The organism is Flavobacterium sp. Leaf359 (genome assembly GCF_001423985.1).
Taxonomy (GTDB): Bacteria; Bacteroidota; Bacteroidia; order Flavobacteriales; family Flavobacteriaceae; genus Flavobacterium; species Flavobacterium lindanitolerans.
The window spans coordinates 111,106-129,171 of sequence record NZ_LMPW01000011.1 but is presented as its reverse complement, the minus strand read 5'-3'; the positions used below and the strand labels follow the sequence as shown (position 1 = coordinate 129,171).

Sequence of the window (18,066 nt, the reverse complement as noted above, 5' to 3'; positions counted from 1 at the left end):
ATGGATAAAGAAATTAAATATATTGCATTGTACGATATTCAGGGAAGAAACCTTAGGGTATCTTCTCCTGCTGCAATCAGCAAGATAGACTATATAGGAGACTCAATTGTAAAAGCGGGGTTCAAACTCCATTTAATTTCCCCTTCCTGGTTGTATGATGAGGTAAAAAACAAGTTTTTTTTTAAGAGAAGTACATTTGATTTAGGGCACAATAAAAAAATAACATTTTCCTCGGGCTTTTCATTTTCTGGAAAATGGACACGATTTTTAAAGATATTTTATTCTTTATTATGGTTGTTTTTTTTCCTTTTAAGAAATGCTAAAAAAAATGAGAAAATAATTGTATATCACTCACCTTGGCTGTGTTTGCCGATTTTGTGGGCGAAGAGGATAAAAAAGTTTAATTTGGTTCTTGAAGTTGAAGAGATTTATTCAGATGTTTCTTCTTTGCATCCTTATTTTGATAAACTTGAAATTAAGATATTTAAGGCTGCAGATTCCTTTTTGTTTTCTACAGATTTATTAGTGGATAAAATAGGCAACTCAAAACCTAATTATGTAATATATGGAAGTTATTCGGTCAGTGAAATACTTGCTGAACCAGAAAAGACTAATAAAATTCATCTACTCTATGCGGGTATAATTGATCAAATCAAAGCCGGAGCTTTTAATGCAATAGAAAGCGCTGCATTTTTGAACGAAAATTATGTCTTACATGTCATTGGATTTGGAGAGGTTGATATTTTGAAAAGAAGAATTGAGGAAATAAATGCTACGTCTAAATGTAAAATAGTATTTGACGGTTCGTTATCAGGAAATGATTATATTCAGTACTGCCAGAAATGCCATATTGGACTAAGTACCCAAAAAATGGAAGGCAAATATCTGGAAACTTCATTCCCAAGTAAAATACTTTCCTATATGGGCATGGGGTTACGGGTAGTTTCGGGACAAATAGATTGCGTTGAAAAATCAAAAATACATAATGAGATTTTCTTTTATAAAGAAGATTTTCCGGAAGAAATAGCAAGAGCAATACAAAAAATTGATGTTAATTTGCCATATAATGGCAGGGAAGCCATCACAATGTTAGATAAGGAATTTATAGAAGGATTAAGAACAAACATTTTAAGATAATGCATAAAAAACCATATTTAATTGATATACCTGTTTTGATTCTTTTTTTCGCGCGTCCAAGACCTTTGGAAAAAGTTTTTGAACAGATAAAAATTGCCAGACCTTCAAAATTATATTTATATCAGGATGGGCCAAGGGCAAACAGGGAAGATGATATAGAAAATATAAAACAATGCCGCGAAATTGTTGCAGATATAGATTGGGATTGTGAGGTAAAATATATGTATCAGGAAAAAAACTTCGGATGTGATCCGTCTGAGTTTATTTCTCAAAAATGGCTTTTTACAAATGAAGAACATGGTATTGTTCTCGAAGATGATGATGTGCCTTCTCAAAGCTTTTTTAGATACTGTAAAGAACTTTTGGAATATTACAAAGATGATGAGCGTATCAATATGATTTGTGGAATGAATCAGATGGAAGTTTATGAAAATACGCCTTACAGTTATACATTTTCAAAATCAGGTTCTATTACAGGATGGGCTTCTTGGAGAAGAGTTTTTGAAAAATGGGAAGAACACTATGACTTTTTAAAAGATGAATATGCTTTAGAAAATGTTAGAGGAGTATTAGGCAGAAAAGCATATAAACATTTTCTGCAAAATGCTACAAACCATAAAAATAGTGGCAGAGCCCATTATGAGTCTATTTTTGGAGCTGCTGCTATTTTAAATAGTAGGTTAAATATAGTTCCTAAATATAATCTTATTTCAAATATTGGGATTGACTCCAATGCAACTCATGGGGCAACATCAATGGATATTTTACCAAAGGGAATAAAGAAAATATTTTACATGAAACCTCACGAAATTGAATTTCCATTAAAACATCCTAAATATGTTATTGAAGATGTAAATTATACTAAGGGAATCGATAGGGTTATGGCAAATGGGTATCCGCTAGTTAAAATATACCGTTTTTTTGAATCTATAACCTATAGGTTGTTAGCTGGAGATCATAAAAGTGTAGTGCGGGGATTTAAGAGAAGAGTCAAGAAATAATGGGAAAAAGTCTAGACAACCCTACCAGCGAAATTTTTAATGTAGCTAAAGTTTTTTTTATTTTGTCAGTAATTTTAGCACATTCTAGAGTTAACGATTCTTCTTTTTATAGTGCTATAGCTGAGAGATTAGGTTGTTTAGGTGTCATAACATTTTTCTTTATTTCAGGTTATTTTTTTAATATCTCTAAGTATGGGGTATTAGGTTTTTTTAAAAAAAAGATAACCAGTATCTTTATTCCGTGGCTATTTTTGGGTACATTGGTATTTGTTTTTAGTGACTATCCCAAGAGTTTGAATTCATGGCTTAACTGGATAATAGGAAATGGCACATATCTATATTATTTGACTATTCTGATATTCTGTTATCTATTGTTTTCTTTCTTTAATAAAAAAGGCGCTTCGTATTTTTTTATTATTTCAACAATCATTTCTTTATTTCTTACCAGTTTTGATTTCTTTGGTTATTTAGACCCGTATAAAATAAATAATTATTTAAACCCATTTAATTGGATAGGCTTTTTTAGTTTGGGTCATATCATGAAAAATAGGGTTATAGGTCTAATTCCATTTTTAAATAAGAATGCGCCTTATATCTTATTTTTTTATTTTATTTTTATTTGGATTTCAATAAAAGCGGAAGGTCATTATGGGTATTTTTCAAAGCTGGCAATACCAAATGAAATATTGGGGATGACTGTTATTTTCTCGATTTCGAGTTTAAAAATTTTTAGAAAAGAGAATTTTATTAAAATATCAGAATTTACTTTTTCAATTTATCTGATTCATTTTTTAGTATTTCCCTTTCGCATATTTTTGATTCAAAATTATTGGTCACAATTTATTAACCCAATAATATATATGCTGATTTGCATTCTGTTGATAATTACAGGAAAATTTATTGCTAAGAAAGTAGGATTAACCAAGATGTATAATACACTGATAGGACTTAGATAAATCTTAATTTAAATGAATAGTTCGCAACAAATTAAATTAGGAGCTTTAATGTCTTATGGCGCCATAGCCTTCAACATTATTGTGGGTTTCTTATATACCCCATGGATGATTAAACAAATAGGTAAATCAGATTATGGGTTGTATATATTAGTGACTGCTTTCATTTCTTATTTTGTCATGGATTTTGGTTTGGGGCAAACCATTGCTCGTTTTTTATCCAAATACAAGGCAAATAATGAACCTGAAAAGATAAATCAGATGCTGGGGCTTACCTCAAAGTTTTATCTGCTGATTAATGGTTTGATACTGATTGCGTTAATCGTTGTCTATTTTTTTATTGAGAACATATTCATAGAGCTTAGCGCGGTTGAAATTGAAAAATTTAAAATAGTCTACCTGATTGCTGGCGGTTTCAGTCTGATTTCTTTCCCTTTTTTGCCTTTGGATGGCGTTTTGATTGCCTATGAAAGATTTGTTCTTCTGAAATTGTGTGATATCATCAGTAAGGTAGGAATAGTAATTTTAATGATTGTTGCCTTGTTATTAGGATATAAATTGTATGCTTTAGTAGCTATAAATGCAGTTATTGGGATAGTAATTATCTGCATAAAGTTTATATATCTTTCAAAGCGGACAGATATAAAAATAGATTTTAAATTTAAAAGCAAAGAATTATTAAAAGATCTGATTAAATTTTCTTTTTGGGTGTCTGTTATTGGAATAGCCCAAAGACTTTTGATAAATATTGCACCATTTATTCTTGGAATAGTTTCAGGAACAGAACAAATAGCTATTTTTTCTATAGGTATAATCATTGAGGGATATACCTGGACTCTGGCACACGCATTAAATGGTCTCTTTCTGCAAAGAGTAGCCCAACTTGATATGCAAAAGAATAACCTTCATGAAGTCACTAATTTGATGATTCGTGTGGGCAGGATTCAACTTATGTTGATGGGGCTGTTATTTATCGGACTTATAGTATTTGGACAGGAATTTATAATCCTTTGGATGGGATTAGGATTTAGCGAGTCTTATAATGTAATTTTATTTTTAATCTTACCTGGATTGATAACTTTAAGCCAGGAAATAGCCTATACTTACTTGTTTGTTATAAACGAATTAAAATATAGGGCGATTATATTTGTTGGAGCTTCTGTTTTAAGCGTAATCATTTCTTTTCTTTTGGCTCCTCATTTGGGCGCTTTAGGTTGTGCGATAGGTATATTCTCTGCAACAATGATGTGCCATGTAATAGGTATGAATTTTATTTACTGGAAAAAGATAAAATTAGAAATTCCTCGATTTTTTAAAGAATGTTATAGTAGTCTGATTATTCCTTTTGTATTGACACTCTTATTTGGTTTTGTATTAAATTACTTGCAGCCTGATAAAGATTTGCTTTACTTTTCATGCAAAGTAGCTCTGTTGTCTCTTTTTTACATAATTTCGGTATGGTTAATTGGATTGCATGCGGATGAAAAAGAATTGTTTAAATCAATGTTGCTAAAACTAGCTAACAGACTAAAAAGGAAATAATGAAGATCAGTTGGCAAGTGGAAAGACATATTCTGAATTGTCAGTTGAAAAAAATAATTAGGTAAATGAAGCCCAAAATTTTGGTAATAAGTCGTGATTCCTGGAATGACACGAATAATAGCGGTAACACTTTGTCCAATCTCTTTCAAAATTGGGAAACAGATAGGATTGCTAATCTATATTGCCGAGACGAAATTCCAAACAATAAAATTTGTTCAAATTATTTCAAGATTTCCGAAAGCCTGCTTGTAAAAAAACTGCTTAGGAAAGTGACGGTTGCAGGCATGAAGGTTCAAAAACAAGACGCCACTTCGGTTACTTCTGAAATCAGAGACGAGCGGAACGAAAAGAAACTCTATGATTTCTTCAGGAAAAACAGGTTTCACGTGTTTCTATGGGGTAGGGAACTGCTTTGGAAAATGGTAAATTGGAAGAGCAAAGAATTAAAGGATTTTATTAAAGATTTTAATCCTGACGTTATCTATTCGCCATCATATGATTCCTTTTACATGCATGACATTTTAAAATTTGTTCAAAAAGAATCTGATGTGCCAGTTGTATTTTTCCATTGTGATGATTTGGTTACTTACAGACAATATTCCTGGTCGCCTTTGTATTGGATCAACAGATATGTCCTTCGGAAACACATGGACAAAAGCATACGGCTGGCAGCTAAAAACTATTGTATTATTGATGAGCAATCCAGGGTTTATAAAAAAATCTATAATCTGGACTTTGATATCTTATATAAAACAGGAGATTTTACAAATTTCCCACAAACACATTCTCCAAATATTCCTTTAAAGCTAATCTATACGGGGAATATAATTTATGGAAGAATTCATAGTCTGTTTTCCATTGCAGATGCTTTAAAAGTGATTAATTCCGAAGAAATAAAGGCAAAACTATATTTGTATACTGCAAATGAAATTACTCCTGAGGTAAGACAGAGATTGAAAAGCTCGGAATCTGTTGAGATAATGGGTAAAGTTCCTTATTCCCAAATTCCAGAAATTTTAAATGATGGCGATATACTCGTACATGTAGAATCTTTTGAAAAACAGCAGATGTTAGCTACTTCTCTGTCATTCTCAACCAAAATAGTAGATTATTTAGAAGCCGGAAAACCTATCTTTGCAATGGGTTGGAAAGAAGCAGCCTCCATTAAATACCTTCATGATAATGGAATTGGAATTACTGCAAACACTAGTGAAGAAGTCTTAGATAGATTGAGAGATTTGATTGACCATACAGAAAGCTTAAATGAAAATGGTTTAAAAGCATGGAATTTTGGGAAAGAAAAACATAATAAAAATGAGGTGCTTAAGAAATTTGAAAGTGATATGGAAATGGTAATGACAAAGAATGCAATTGTATGAGAAAAATTATTCGTACTTCAACAGTCGCAATGTCACTTGATCTATTGTTACAAGGACAATTGGCTTATTTGCAAAATTTTTATGAAATTATTGCCGTATCAGGGAATGATAACCACTTGGAAAATGTTTGTGAAAGAGAAAAAGTCAGAACTGTTGGTATTGAAATGCAAAGAAATATTAGCATTGTTAAAGATTTAATCTCGCTATGGAAATTATATGTTTTGTTTAAAAAAGAAAAACCACTAATTGTACATTCCATTACTCCAAAAGCAGGGCTTCTTTCTATGATTGCATCTTATTTCGCAGGTGTGCCAATTCGTATGCATACTTTTACAGGGCTGATTTTTCCTTCAAAGAAAGGTATAATGCAACGAATACTTATACTCATGGATCGATTGCTTTGTCGGTTTGCTACGAATATTTATCCGGAAGGGAATGGTGTAAAAGAGGATCTTATCAGCTATAAAATAACAAATAAACCATTGAAGATTATAGGGAATGGGAATGTTAACGGTATTGATATAGATTATTTCGATCCCGATAAAATAGCTGATGAAGACAAAAAGCAATTAAAAAACAGTCTTGGAATAAACACGCAGGATTTTGTATATATCTTTGTAGGAAGGCTGGTAAAGGATAAAGGAATTAATGAGTTAATTAAAGCTTTTAAAGAACTTAATGCTTCTGCGCTGAATATAAAGTTAATTTTAGTTGGGAATTTTGAAAATCAATTAGATCCTTTATTTGAGGAAACTATTACTGAGATTCGCCAAAATGAAAATATTATTTCTGTTGGTTTTCAAGAGGATGTTCGCAAATTTTTTTCAATAGCAGATGTTCATGTTTTTCCGAGCTACAGGGAAGGTTTTCCAAATGTTGTTATTCAAGCTGGAGCAATGGGGATACCTTCAATAGTAACAGATATTAGTGGCAGTAATGAGATCATCATTGAAAATGAAAACGGAATAATTATTCCTGTCAAAAATTCTGAAGTAATTAAAACTGCTATGGAGGACATCTTTACAAATCATATTTTAAGAGCTCAATTATCTAAAAAATGCAGGCAGTTAATTGTTAAAAGATATGATAAGAACTTTGTTTGGGAATCACTTTTGTCTGAATATAAATTTCTTGAACAAAATGTATAAAAGGCTTTTCAAAAGAGTAATCGATTTTGCCTTGTCCTTATTAGGATTTATATGTCTGTTGCCTATTTTTCTGGTAATAACGGTTTTTTTGTTTTTTGCGAATCAGGGAAAGCCTTTTTTTGTACAGAAGCGTCCAGGCAAAAACGGCGAGATTTTTAAAATAGTCAAGTTTAAGACTATGAACGATAAGAAGGATAAGCAAGGGAAATTGCTTCCTGATGCTGATCGTTTGACCAAAATTGGAGCCTTTGTCCGTAAGACTTCACTTGATGAGATTCCGCAGCTTATAAACGTTATAAAAGGAGATATGAGCCTCATAGGGCCCAGGCCGTTACTTGTGCACTACTTACATTTGTATTCGGATTTTCAGAACAGAAGGCACGAAGTAAAACCAGGAATCACAGGTTGGGCACAAGTAAATGGCAGAAATGCCATCAGCTGGGATAAAAAATTCGAACTCGATGTTTGGTATGTTGATAATATCTCTTTTAAATTAGATATGAAAATACTTTTTTTGACAGTAAAAAAAGTGATAATAAGTGAAGGTATAAATGCAGCAGATGCTGCCACAATAGAACCTTTTAATGGAGAATAGTATTGTATTATATGGGGCAAGCGGGCACTGCAAAGTAATTATGGATTCCGTTTACCTGCAGGGAGATACCGTAGAGGCTGTTTTGGATGATAATCCCAAGAAAGAGCATGTCTTTGAAATTCCTGTGGTTAAAGCGGAGAATTTTAAAATCACTAAGAATACTCTTTTAACCATTTCCATTGGGGATAATAAGGTCCGCAAAATGATATCTGAAAAAATCAGTGCCAAATTTCATAAAGTAATACATCCAACGGCAATACTTTCCAAACATTCGTCTGTTGGAGAAGGGACGGTTGTAATGGCTGGTGCTATTGTAAACCCGGACTCAGTTATTGGAAAACATTGTATTATTAATACAGGCGCTGTAATAGACCATGACTGCAATATTGGCGATTATGCCCATATTTCGCCAAATGCCTCACTGGCTGGAGATGTGAAAGTAGGACAAGGAACACATATTGGTATTGGAGCATCCGTAATACAGGGTGTTACGATTGGCAAATGGGCAATTGTCGGAGCCGGAGCAGTAGTGTTAAAAGATGTTGAAGACTATGCTGTTGTTGTGGGAAACCCGGGCAGAATTATAAAATATACAGAAAAATAAAAAATATAAAATGAGTAATCAAAAAATATGGCTTTCTTCTCCGCATATGGGAGGTACCGAACAGAATTATGTCAATGAAGCTTTTGAATCAAACTGGGTAGCGCCACTCGGGCCAAATGTAACCGGATTTGAGCAAGATTTAGAAAAATTTATCGGACAGAATTCTAATGTCGGGGTTTTGAGTTCCGGAACTGCCGCCTTACACTTAGGGCTGGTAATTTTAGGCGTCAAAGCAGGTGACGAAGTTATTTGCCAGAGTATGACATTTTCAGCTTCGGCCAATCCGATAATGTATCAGGGAGCAACTCCAATTTTTATTGATAGCGAAAAAGAAACATGGAACCTTTGTCCGATTGCTTTAGAAGAAGCAATAACCGACAGAATTGCCAAAGGAAAGAAACCCAAAGCTATTATAGCTGTACACCTTTATGGGATGCCTTATAAAGTAGATGAAATTCATGCGATTGCTAAAAAATACGAAATCCCCGTTTTGGAAGACAGTGCTGAGGCATTAGGTAGCCATTACAAAAAACAGAAATGCGGTACTTTTGGAGAAATTGGCGTTCTTTCATTTAACGGAAATAAAATTATTACTACTTCTGGTGGAGGTGCTATAGTAACGAAAAGCAAAGAATTAAAAGATAAAGTTGTATTTCTCTCCACTCAAGCCAGAGACAATGCTCCACATTACCAGCATAGCGAAGTAGGTTATAATTACAGAATGAGCAATATTTGCGCTGGAATAGGAAGAGGGCAAATGGAAGTCCTGGAAGAGCATGTGGGTCTAAGAAGAAAAATGCACGAGTTTTACAAGGATTATTTCAAGGATATTGATGGAGTATCGGTGCTTTGTGAGCCTGATAATAACTATTTTTCAAACCATTGGCTTTCTGCCATCGTAATTGACCCTTCAAAAACAGAAGGAAAGACTCGTGAAGATTTGAGACTGGCACTGGAACAGGCAAATATAGAAAGCCGCCCATTGTGGAAACCGATGCACCTGCAACCTGTTTTTGAAAAGTATCCATACTATGGTAAAAATGTTTCTGAAAAGCTATTTGATGACGGTCTTTGCATGCCTTCAGGGTCAAATATGACGGAAGAGGAAAAAAGTAGAATTACAATCGCTCTAAATCAGTTTTTTGATAAAAAAACATAAATAGAAAATTATCATTATTTTTAAAAAGAATTGTTGTGTTATGCTGATAAGGCTATAATGAAACAATTGTTTAACAAAAACAGTTAATAAAGACTTAAAAATTTAGTATTTGCTTAACATACTTCTTTTTTACATAACTTTGCCAAATAAATAGACCAGACTATTAAAACCCCCCAAAAGGTTTAACCAATAAATAGAAAAGAATTTGGACAAGAAATCTTTTAGAACTGATTTGTTAACAGCAATGTCAGGACTAAAATTGAATTTTAGTTTTAAGAATTTGGGATACCTTCCCAGATGGGTAGTTTTGCTGTTAGATTTGGGGATTGTTTTTGCTGCTGGGCTAATAACTTATCTTCTCTTAAAAGGAATTAAGTTGACTTATATTCCTGATGGTTACCTCTTTTATGGGGCTATGCTGTATTTTTCGGTAAACATTTTTTTCTTTTGGGTTTTTCGTACCTATTCCGGAATTATACGGCACTCTTCCTACATAGATGCGGTTAAAATCTTCTTTGCGCAGTTTTGTGCCTTAATCACGCTCGTATTTGTCAATTTTGTATTCCTGTTGGACCATGATTACAAAATATTTTTAAATACAGGAATTTTTATCAATGGTGTTCTTTCTTTCTGTTTTCTGTTCTTTTATAGAATAGTCGTAAAGCAGACTTTTGAAAAATATCTTAGTATTTCAAGAAAAGAAGGGCAGATGCGCGCATTGATTTATGGTTTTGATAATAATGCAATAGCAGTGGCAAATGCCTTGAGGTCAGAAAATCCAAGCCGATTCAAACTGCTCGGTTTTATTGATAAATTCAACCAGAATAGCTCAAAAAGAATTCTGGATCTGCCAATCTTACAGCTTAAGAGACGTGTGCCGGTTGTGATGCGCTCTGTGGGTGCCGAAGCACTTATTATTGCTGACAAATCGTTGACAAAAGAAGAAAGACTGGCTATCGTTGATGAGTGCCTGGAATATAACTATAAGGTATATACAATATCTCTGATTACCGATTGGGAAAATCAGGAAGAAATTTCCAAGAATATCAAGAGTTTCGAAATCCAGGATTTGCTGGAAAGAAAGCCTATTGTTCTTGATATGCATTCTATTTCTTCGCAATTGCGGGACAAGACAATTATGGTAACTGGTGCTGCCGGCTCAATAGGAAGTGAGATAGTAAGGCAGGTAATTGGATTTGAACCAAAAACTATTGTGATTCTCGATCAGGCAGAAACACCTTTGCATAACCTTTCGCTTGAAATTGCCAATTGCAATCCCAATATCAGGATACATAATATATTGGCGGATGTAAGGAACAAACAGGTATTGAAACAGGTATTTAAGCTTTATCAGCCACAGGTTGTATATCATGCTGCAGCATACAAACATGTGCCGTTAATGGAAGAAAATCCTTCCCAAGCCATATTTACTAATATTTTGGGAACAAAAATTCTGGCTGATTTGTCTCATAAACATAAAGTAGAGCGATTTGTTATGGTTTCTACAGATAAAGCCGTAAATCCAAGTAGCGTAATGGGAGCTAGTAAAAGGATAGCTGAAAAGTATGTTCAGTCTCTGAATTATAAATATAAGAATGATGCTGAATATAATAGCACAAAATTTATAACAACCCGATTTGGGAACGTTCTGGGGTCTAATGGTTCGGTAGTGCCGCTCTTTAAAAAGCAAATAGAAGAAGGTGGTCCGGTTACAATTACACATCCGGATATTATCCGTTATTTTATGACAATTCCAGAAGCATGCCAATTGGTTCTTGAGGCAGGAGCAATGGGTAATGGAGGTGAGATTTATATTTTTGATATGGGTGATCCGGTTAAGATTATCGATTTAGCAAGAAAAATGATCAAGTTGGCAGGATTTGCGCCAGACAAACAGATAAAGATAAAAATAGTTGGCCTTCGTCCGGGTGAAAAACTCTATGAAGAATTGCTAAACGATACCGCCAAGACATTGCCAACACATCATGAAAAAATAATGATTGCAGAAGAAATATTTGATGATTATGAAGCGGTTACTATGGCCATTCATGACCTTATCGAAATTTCAGAAATTACTTCAAATGAGGAAATTGTGGCAAAAATGAAGCTGATTGTTCCAGAATTTAAAAGTATGAACTCTATTTTTGAAACTTTAGACAATAATCATGTAAGTCAAATTTAGTTTTCTTTAGCCTGTTAATTGTTAAATAGTATCTTTGCATTAAAAACCATATGAAAAAGTTGAATTATTTTAGGCCTGTAATCTTACTCTTTTTATCCCTTTTCATATTCTCATGCGCTTCGAGAAAGAATGTAGCTTATTATCAGAATATTGACCAGCTTCCTAATCTTGAAAGCTCCTCCTCATACGAAACGATACTACAACCTGACGATTTGTTAATGATCGTTGTCATGGCTGAAAATCCCGAAGTAGCTGCACCTTTTAATTTACCATCTGTCATCATGCAATCAACTACGGAGCTTGAAAATCAGCAAATGCGGATGAATAGTTATTTGATAGATTCTAAAGGATTTATCCAATTCCCGGTATTGGGATCTATCCAAATAGGTGGTCTTACCAGAACACAAGCGATAGCCAAAATAACCAATGAGCTTGAAAAATACATCAAAAAACCTTCTATAAATCTTAGAATATTAAATTATAAGGTTACTGTTCAGGGTGAAGTTACACAACCTGGAATTCACAACATTACAAGTGAACGAATTACACTGACTGAAGCATTGAGCATGTCAGGAGATCTGACTGTTTATGGTAAAAGAGATAATATTTTAGTTATCCGTGAAGTGGACGGAAAAAAACAAGCCACCAGAGTAGATATTACAAAAGCAGATTTTTTGAATTCTCCTTTTTATTACCTGAAGCAGAATGACGTAGTATATGTAGAACCAAACAAAACTAAAGTAAATTCTTCTGCAGTAGGCCCGAACACTGCAATTGTTCTTTCCTCAATTTCCATTCTTGTAACGATAATAGCCTTAACAATACGATAGTAACGATGAATAATAAACAAGAAATATCACAGGAAAACCACGAATCAGATTTTAATATAAGAGAACAGGTAGAAAAATACCTTGTTCATTGGAAATGGTTTGCGCTTTCAGTTATCGTAGTATTAGGTCTGGCTTTTTTGTACTTAAGATATAGTACCCCTTTATATAAAGCTACAGCTACTATTTTGGTAAAAGATGATAAGAAAGGTGGCCTGGCTTCTGAACTTTCAGTTTTGTCTGATCTTGGAGTAGGTACATCCAAAAGTAATGTCGATAACGAAGTTGAGATTCTAAAATCACGAACGCTAACGGAAAAAACCGTAAGCAAGCTGCATCTGAATATTCATTATTTGAGTCATGGCCGCGTTAAATCATCCGAATTGTATAAAGCATCGCCTATTGTAGTTGTCTATTCTCCTGCAAATGAGCAGTACAAAAAAGAAGTACATACCTTTACGATTGAATCAGTAAATGCCAATAAGTTTAAGCTTTTTAAAACGGAAGATAAAGAGTTGGGAACTTTTAGTTATGGAAGTCTTATCAAAATCCCAGAAGGTACTCTTTCAGTTACCAAAGTCGATATTGCAGATAAAAGTTCATTTTCAATAGATTGTAATATTTATCCTGTTGAAACGATGACGACTTATTACAGAGGAGCTTTAGGGATATCTCCTGTTGGAAAAAACACAAGTGTCATCGAACTGTCTGTAGTAGATCAAAACTCACAAAGAGCAGCAGATTTCTTAAATACTTTAGTAGAAATCTATAATGATGATGCTATTGAAGATAAAAACTTAGTTGCAGAAAAGACTTCGCAATTTATTTCTACACGTCTCGGACTTATAACCGAAGAACTTACAGATGTAGAAAAGGATGTAGAGGGTTTTAAAAAACAAAACAATCTTACTGATATTCCTACGGAAGCTACCATGTTTCTTGAAAATGCTTCTGAGTATGAAAAGAAACAGATAGAAACAGAAATCCAATTGAATGTAGTGGCATCAATGCGTCAGTTTTTAAATTCAAGCGGACCTGGAGATCTTATTCCTAGTAATCTCCTTTCGACACAGTCTGAAGCATCAGAACTGATAATGGAGTACAATAGGCTTGTAATCGAGTATAATCGAATTGCTGCCGGTGCCACAGCTGAAAACCCGGTAGTGGTTAATGCTGCCAAGAAAATCCAGGCTATGAAGTCAAACATAAGTCAAAGCCTGGCCAGAATGCAATCTTCTTTAACTATTACCAAAAAGAATTTGGATCAGCAAGGATCGGTTTTAGGAAACAAAAAAGCAAGAGTGCCTCGCTTAGAAAGAGAATTCAGGATTATAGACAGGCAGCAAAAAGTAAAAGAGGCTTTATATCTATACCTACTTCAGAAAAGAGAAGAAACAGCTTTAACTTTAGCGGCAACCGAGCAAAGTGCTAAAGTTATAGATTCAAGTTATTTTTCAGGAATTCCTGTTTCTCCAAAAAAAAGCATGATTTATCTTATTGCTTTGGTAATAGGATTGGCTATACCTGCAGCTATTATCTATTTGCAAGAATTGCTCAACACCAAAATCAAAAGCAGACTGGATATCGAAAAACGTTTGGCAATTCCATTCCTGGGAGATGTTCCAAAATCAGATTCGCACGAAGAAATGATCAATACCAACAGCCGCTCTGGTTCTGCGGAAGCCATACGTATTGTCAGGACTAACTTGGAATTTATGCTAACTGGAACAAGCACTGAAAGAGGGAAGGTTATTTTTGTTACCTCGACAATTCCGGGAGAAGGAAAAACTTTTATTTCCGTAAATCTTGCAGGAACAATTGCTTTGTCCGGTAAAAAAGTATTACTGGTAGGAATGGATATCAGAAACCCAAAACTGGCAGAATATATTCCAATCCGATCCGAAGGAGTTACCAACTATCTTTCAAAACAGGATAAAGATCTGTCCAGCTATATAACCAGGTTGGATAATTTTGAAGATTTCCATGTATTGTCTTCAGGAGTCATACCTCCAAACCCTGTGGAACTTTTGATGAACGACAAGATAAACAAGATGTTTGCCGAACTTAAAGAGACTTACGACTACATAATCGTCGATACGGCTCCGGTAAGCGTGGTTACGGATACGTTACTTATTGCTAAGAATGCCGATGCGTTTATCTATGTAGTAAGGGCAAATTATCTTGACAAACGACTCCTGCATATACCGGAAATGTTCTACAACCAAAAAAAGCTGCCTAATATGTCTTTGGTGTTAAATGCAACAGAAGTAATGAATAAAGGTTATGGCTATGGTTACGGTTATGGCTATGGAGCTGATGTAGAAGTAAAACCGTGGTATAAAACCCTGTTTAAGAAATGAAAATAAAGAAGCCCTTTTTTAAAAAAAGGGCTTTCTTTTTAAAATTAGTGATATTAAACAGTGTGCTCATAAAATACACAGCATTTCAAAACTTGGCTCTGCGTCTTTGCGAGCAACTATTTCATACAAAGACACAGAATCGCTATGCATAAACGAATTTAAATTATACCCGGAAAAAATCGTTGCGTCTTATCGCTTCTTTTAAAGCGGCAGTGTCAGAAAAGGCAAGTTTTTTGTCAAAGCTTTTCAAGTGATTTTCATGATGCAGGTCAGATCCCGTAAAATCAATCATTCCTTTCTCAAGAAGCTTTTGAGCTACTTTAGCTACCGCTGAACCATAATATCCTACTGTCGACAACAGGTTCATTTGAAACATACAGCCCGCTTTTTTTAGCTTATTGTATTCCTCAAAATTGGTGTGATAAAAAATATAGCGTTCCGGATGCGCCAAAACAGGCTGATAACCGGCAATCCTGATGTCAAAAATAATATCATACAATTGCATTGGCGGATTGATATAGGACATTTCAACTAACAAATAATTGTCTTTAAGCGTAAGCAGTTTTTCCGATTCCATCAATTTTGAAAAGGAATCATCCATCATATATTCAGCTGCGGCCTTAAAAGGAAGATTTATATTTTCTTTAGAAAGCTTTTCTGTAGTAGAAGCACACAGTGTTTCTATACCGCTTCGTGAATTGTCCCAAATGTTTTTGATAATATGTGGAGTAGTTACAAACTGTTCAAATCCTACTTTCTGTAATGACTGTATAAGAGAAAGCGTGGTTTCGAAATTTTTGGAACCATCATCAATTCCCGGTAGCAGATGGGAATGGATATCTGTATAATTTTCAATCAGATCCCTAAGAATCGGTTTGTTTTTAGAAAAGAAAAGCAAAGTCGTGTGTTTAAAAATTCGCTTGCAAATTTATAACATATATTTAATAATTAGTTGTTTTTAAAACGGAATATAACAGGAAAAAATCATTTTGTAAAAATGCTTTTGGAACTCTTGTAGTCTGCAAATTAAATTACTTATTCCTATATTTGGCAAGCATATCAACATCGCAATATTTTAAGTCTCTACCACAAAATGGACAAAGAAATAATATTAAAAGCTGAAGGAATCTCAAAACAATACCGTTTGGGTAAAGTTGGGACAGGAACACTCAGCCATGATCTTAACCGTTGGTGGGCAAATGTTCGTGGAAAAGAAGACCCATATCTTAAAGTGGGTGATACCAACGACCGTACTTCAAAAGGCACATCAGAGTATGTATGGGCTTTGCAGGACATAAGCTTTGAAGTTCAGAAAGGCGAAGTTTTGGGCATAATAGGCAAAAACGGAGCCGGAAAATCAACACTGCTTAAAATTCTTTCAAGGGTTACTGCTCCTACCACAGGTGTCATAAAAACAAAAGGACGTATTGCCTCTTTGCTTGAAGTAGGAACGGGCTTTCATAGCGAAATGACCGGTCGTGAAAATATTTATCTTAATGGAGCCATTCTGGGAATGACCAAAAAGGAAATCAGGTCGAAAATAGATGAAATTATAGAATTCAGCGGATGTCAACGCTATATCGATACTCCGGTAAAAAGATACAGTTCAGGAATGACCGTGCGTTTGGCGTTTGCTGTAGCAGCATTCTTAGAACCGGAAATTTTGGTCGTAGACGAAGTACTTGCAGTTGGTGATGCAGAATTTCAGAAAAAGGCAATTGGTAAAATGCAGGATATTTCCAGAGGTGAGGGCAGAACAGTACTTTTTGTGAGCCACAATATGGCGGCAGTAAAGAGTTTATGCACCAGGGCTGTCCTGATAGATAATGGAAGATTTGTTTTTTCAGGCTCACCGGAAAGCACCATTGACGAATATTTAAAAGCCGAAAAAAGCTCCAATGTTTTAGAAAAAGTATGGCCTTTGGAAAAAGCCCCCGGAAATAATGTTTGCAAACTCATCAGCGTCAAAGCCAAAACAGAAGAAAAGTCAATATTTATTAGTAACGACCTGGAAATAGAGTTTGTAATTGAAAATCTTGGTGAAGTGCCCAAAAAACTGAACATAAGCATGGTCGTATATTCCAGTGCCGAAGTTCCTGTTTTTAATGTGGTTTCAGATTCCTATAATTGTGAAAAAGGCAAGTATGTCATCAGTACCATAATTCCAAAAAACCTGATGAATACAGATACCTATTCGGTTAGAGTTCTGCTTGTGGAAGATTCTTCTAAACCGCTATGCAACGAATATAACGTACTGAACATTTCTTACCTTGAAGAAAAAAGAGATGTTGCCTGGTATGGAAAATGGATTGGAGCCATTAGGCCTCAAAACCTGATTGATTGGGATTTCAAAAAAATATAAGATGAACATTCTTAGAAAAATTAAAAAAAAACTAACAGCTCCCAAAGGCAATTTTTCATGTTCCGTTTGCGGTAAGGATAACGTCAGACTGAATCCATTACCCGAGAAATATTTAAGGACATTTGCCAAAGAAGGATTTATCCATTCCATTTTTTTATTTGAAACCCTAAACCTTTTTGAATATTCGTGCGCCAATTGTGCTGCTTCAGACCGTTCGAGACTGTATGCCTTATATCTGAATGATTTCTTTTCAAAATCTAAAGAGGTCAAAGTTTTGGATATTGCCCCTACAGAACATTTGAAAAATTACCTTAACAGTAAGGTATTGGCACAAAATTACAGGTCGGCAGATTTATTTATGAAAGATGTTGATGACAATGTAGACATACAGGCAATGGATATTTATCCGGATGATTCATGGGATTTGGTTATATGTTCGCACGTTCTGGAACATGTTCCTGACGACATCAAGGCTTTGAGCGAAATCTACAGAGTGCTTAAAAAAGGCGGAGTTGCAATACTAATGGCACCAATAAACCTGGGACTCGAAAAAAGTTTTGAAGCAGAAAAGGATAAACACTATACCGTTTCTGAACGTTGGAAATACTTCGGACAGGATGACCACGAAAGACTATACAGTAAAAACGATTTTATCCAAAGAATTAAATCTGTCGGATTCAATCTGGAAGAATTGAATAAGGATTACTTTGGCGAATCGGTATTTAAAAAATACGGCATCACTTCAGGGAGTGTGCTTTATATCGGAAAGAAATAGAAAGATTGCAGTTTGAAATGCAGTAACTATCAAATCACTAAT

15 protein-coding genes are annotated in these 18,066 nt (G+C 34.5%); 14 read left to right on the top strand and 1 reads right to left on the bottom strand.

The genetic code is table 11. The features are described 5' to 3' along the window. The 12 genes from ASG38_RS07405 (at position 1) to ASG38_RS07350 (ending at position 14,887) form a co-directional block, all read left to right on the top strand. On the top strand, positions 1-1,137 hold the full coding sequence (locus ASG38_RS07405; protein ID WP_056068706.1) for a glycosyltransferase: 1,137 nt from the start codon (positions 1-3) through the stop codon (positions 1,135-1,137). Next, complete coding sequence (locus tag ASG38_RS07400; protein WP_056068704.1) at positions 1,137-2,138, top strand: hypothetical protein; 1,002 nt, start codon at positions 1,137-1,139, stop codon at positions 2,136-2,138. Before ASG38_RS07405 ends, ASG38_RS07400 begins: the two co-directional genes overlap by 1 nt. Next, positions 2,138-3,094, top strand: coding sequence for an acyltransferase (locus ASG38_RS07395; RefSeq protein WP_056068702.1), 957 nt, complete (start codon positions 2,138-2,140; stop codon positions 3,092-3,094). The genes ASG38_RS07400 and ASG38_RS07395 overlap by 1 nt, the downstream gene beginning before the upstream one ends. Before the next feature lie 12 nt (positions 3,095-3,106). After that, positions 3,107-4,633, top strand: coding sequence for a lipopolysaccharide biosynthesis protein (locus tag ASG38_RS07390; protein WP_056068700.1), 1,527 nt, complete (start codon positions 3,107-3,109; stop codon positions 4,631-4,633). A 65-nt stretch (positions 4,634-4,698) separates the two neighbouring features. Continuing rightward, on the top strand, positions 4,699-6,012 hold the full coding sequence (locus ASG38_RS07385) for a glycosyltransferase (RefSeq protein ID WP_056068698.1): 1,314 nt from the start codon (positions 4,699-4,701) through the stop codon (positions 6,010-6,012). Beyond that, positions 6,009-7,160 carry a glycosyltransferase family 4 protein gene (locus ASG38_RS07380; protein ID WP_056068695.1) on the top strand — a complete coding sequence of 384 codons (1,152 nt, stop codon included), beginning with the start codon at positions 6,009-6,011 and terminating at the stop codon, positions 7,158-7,160. Before ASG38_RS07385 ends, ASG38_RS07380 begins: the two co-directional genes overlap by 4 nt. Continuing rightward, the gene (locus tag ASG38_RS07375; RefSeq protein ID WP_056068693.1) at positions 7,153-7,755 is read left to right on the top strand and encodes a sugar transferase; all 603 of its coding nucleotides are present in this window, start codon (positions 7,153-7,155) and stop codon (positions 7,753-7,755) included. Before ASG38_RS07380 ends, ASG38_RS07375 begins: the two co-directional genes overlap by 8 nt. 1 nt (position 7,756) lies before the next feature. Beyond that, on the top strand, positions 7,757-8,359 hold the full coding sequence (locus ASG38_RS07370) for an acetyltransferase (RefSeq protein WP_056069087.1): 603 nt from the start codon (positions 7,757-7,759) through the stop codon (positions 8,357-8,359). Positions 8,360-8,369: 10 nt separating this feature from the next. Next, positions 8,370-9,518, top strand: coding sequence for a DegT/DnrJ/EryC1/StrS aminotransferase family protein (locus tag ASG38_RS07365; protein WP_056068691.1), 1,149 nt, complete (start codon positions 8,370-8,372; stop codon positions 9,516-9,518). A 244-nt stretch (positions 9,519-9,762) separates the two neighbouring features. Further along, positions 9,763-11,700, top strand: coding sequence for a nucleoside-diphosphate sugar epimerase/dehydratase (locus tag ASG38_RS07360; RefSeq protein WP_056068688.1), 1,938 nt, complete (start codon positions 9,763-9,765; stop codon positions 11,698-11,700). A gap of 50 nt (positions 11,701-11,750) precedes the next feature. Continuing rightward, on the top strand, positions 11,751-12,530 hold the full coding sequence (locus ASG38_RS07355; protein ID WP_056068687.1) for a polysaccharide biosynthesis/export family protein: 780 nt from the start codon (positions 11,751-11,753) through the stop codon (positions 12,528-12,530). 5 nt (positions 12,531-12,535) lie between these two features. Next, positions 12,536-14,887 carry a tyrosine-protein kinase gene (locus ASG38_RS07350; protein WP_056068685.1) on the top strand — a complete coding sequence of 784 codons (2,352 nt, stop codon included), beginning with the start codon at positions 12,536-12,538 and terminating at the stop codon, positions 14,885-14,887. 163 nt (positions 14,888-15,050) lie between these two features. On the opposite strand, the gene ASG38_RS07345 is transcribed toward ASG38_RS07350, so the two are convergent. Further along, complete coding sequence (locus ASG38_RS07345) at positions 15,051-15,785, bottom strand: tyrosine-protein phosphatase (RefSeq protein WP_056068683.1); 735 nt, start codon at positions 15,783-15,785, stop codon at positions 15,051-15,053. Positions 15,786-15,980: 195 nt separating this feature from the next. Here ASG38_RS07345 and ASG38_RS07340 point away from each other — a divergent pair, with 195 nt between their 5' ends. Continuing rightward, positions 15,981-17,249 (top strand): ABC transporter ATP-binding protein, encoded by a 1,269-nt coding sequence (locus tag ASG38_RS07340; protein WP_056068681.1) that lies wholly within the window; start codon positions 15,981-15,983, stop codon positions 17,247-17,249. A 1-nt stretch (position 17,250) separates the two neighbouring features. Continuing rightward, positions 17,251-18,024: a class I SAM-dependent methyltransferase gene (locus ASG38_RS07335; RefSeq protein ID WP_082482189.1), complete on the top strand. Its 774-nt coding sequence runs from the start codon at positions 17,251-17,253 to the stop codon at positions 18,022-18,024. The last annotated feature ends 42 nt before the right edge of the window (positions 18,025-18,066 follow it).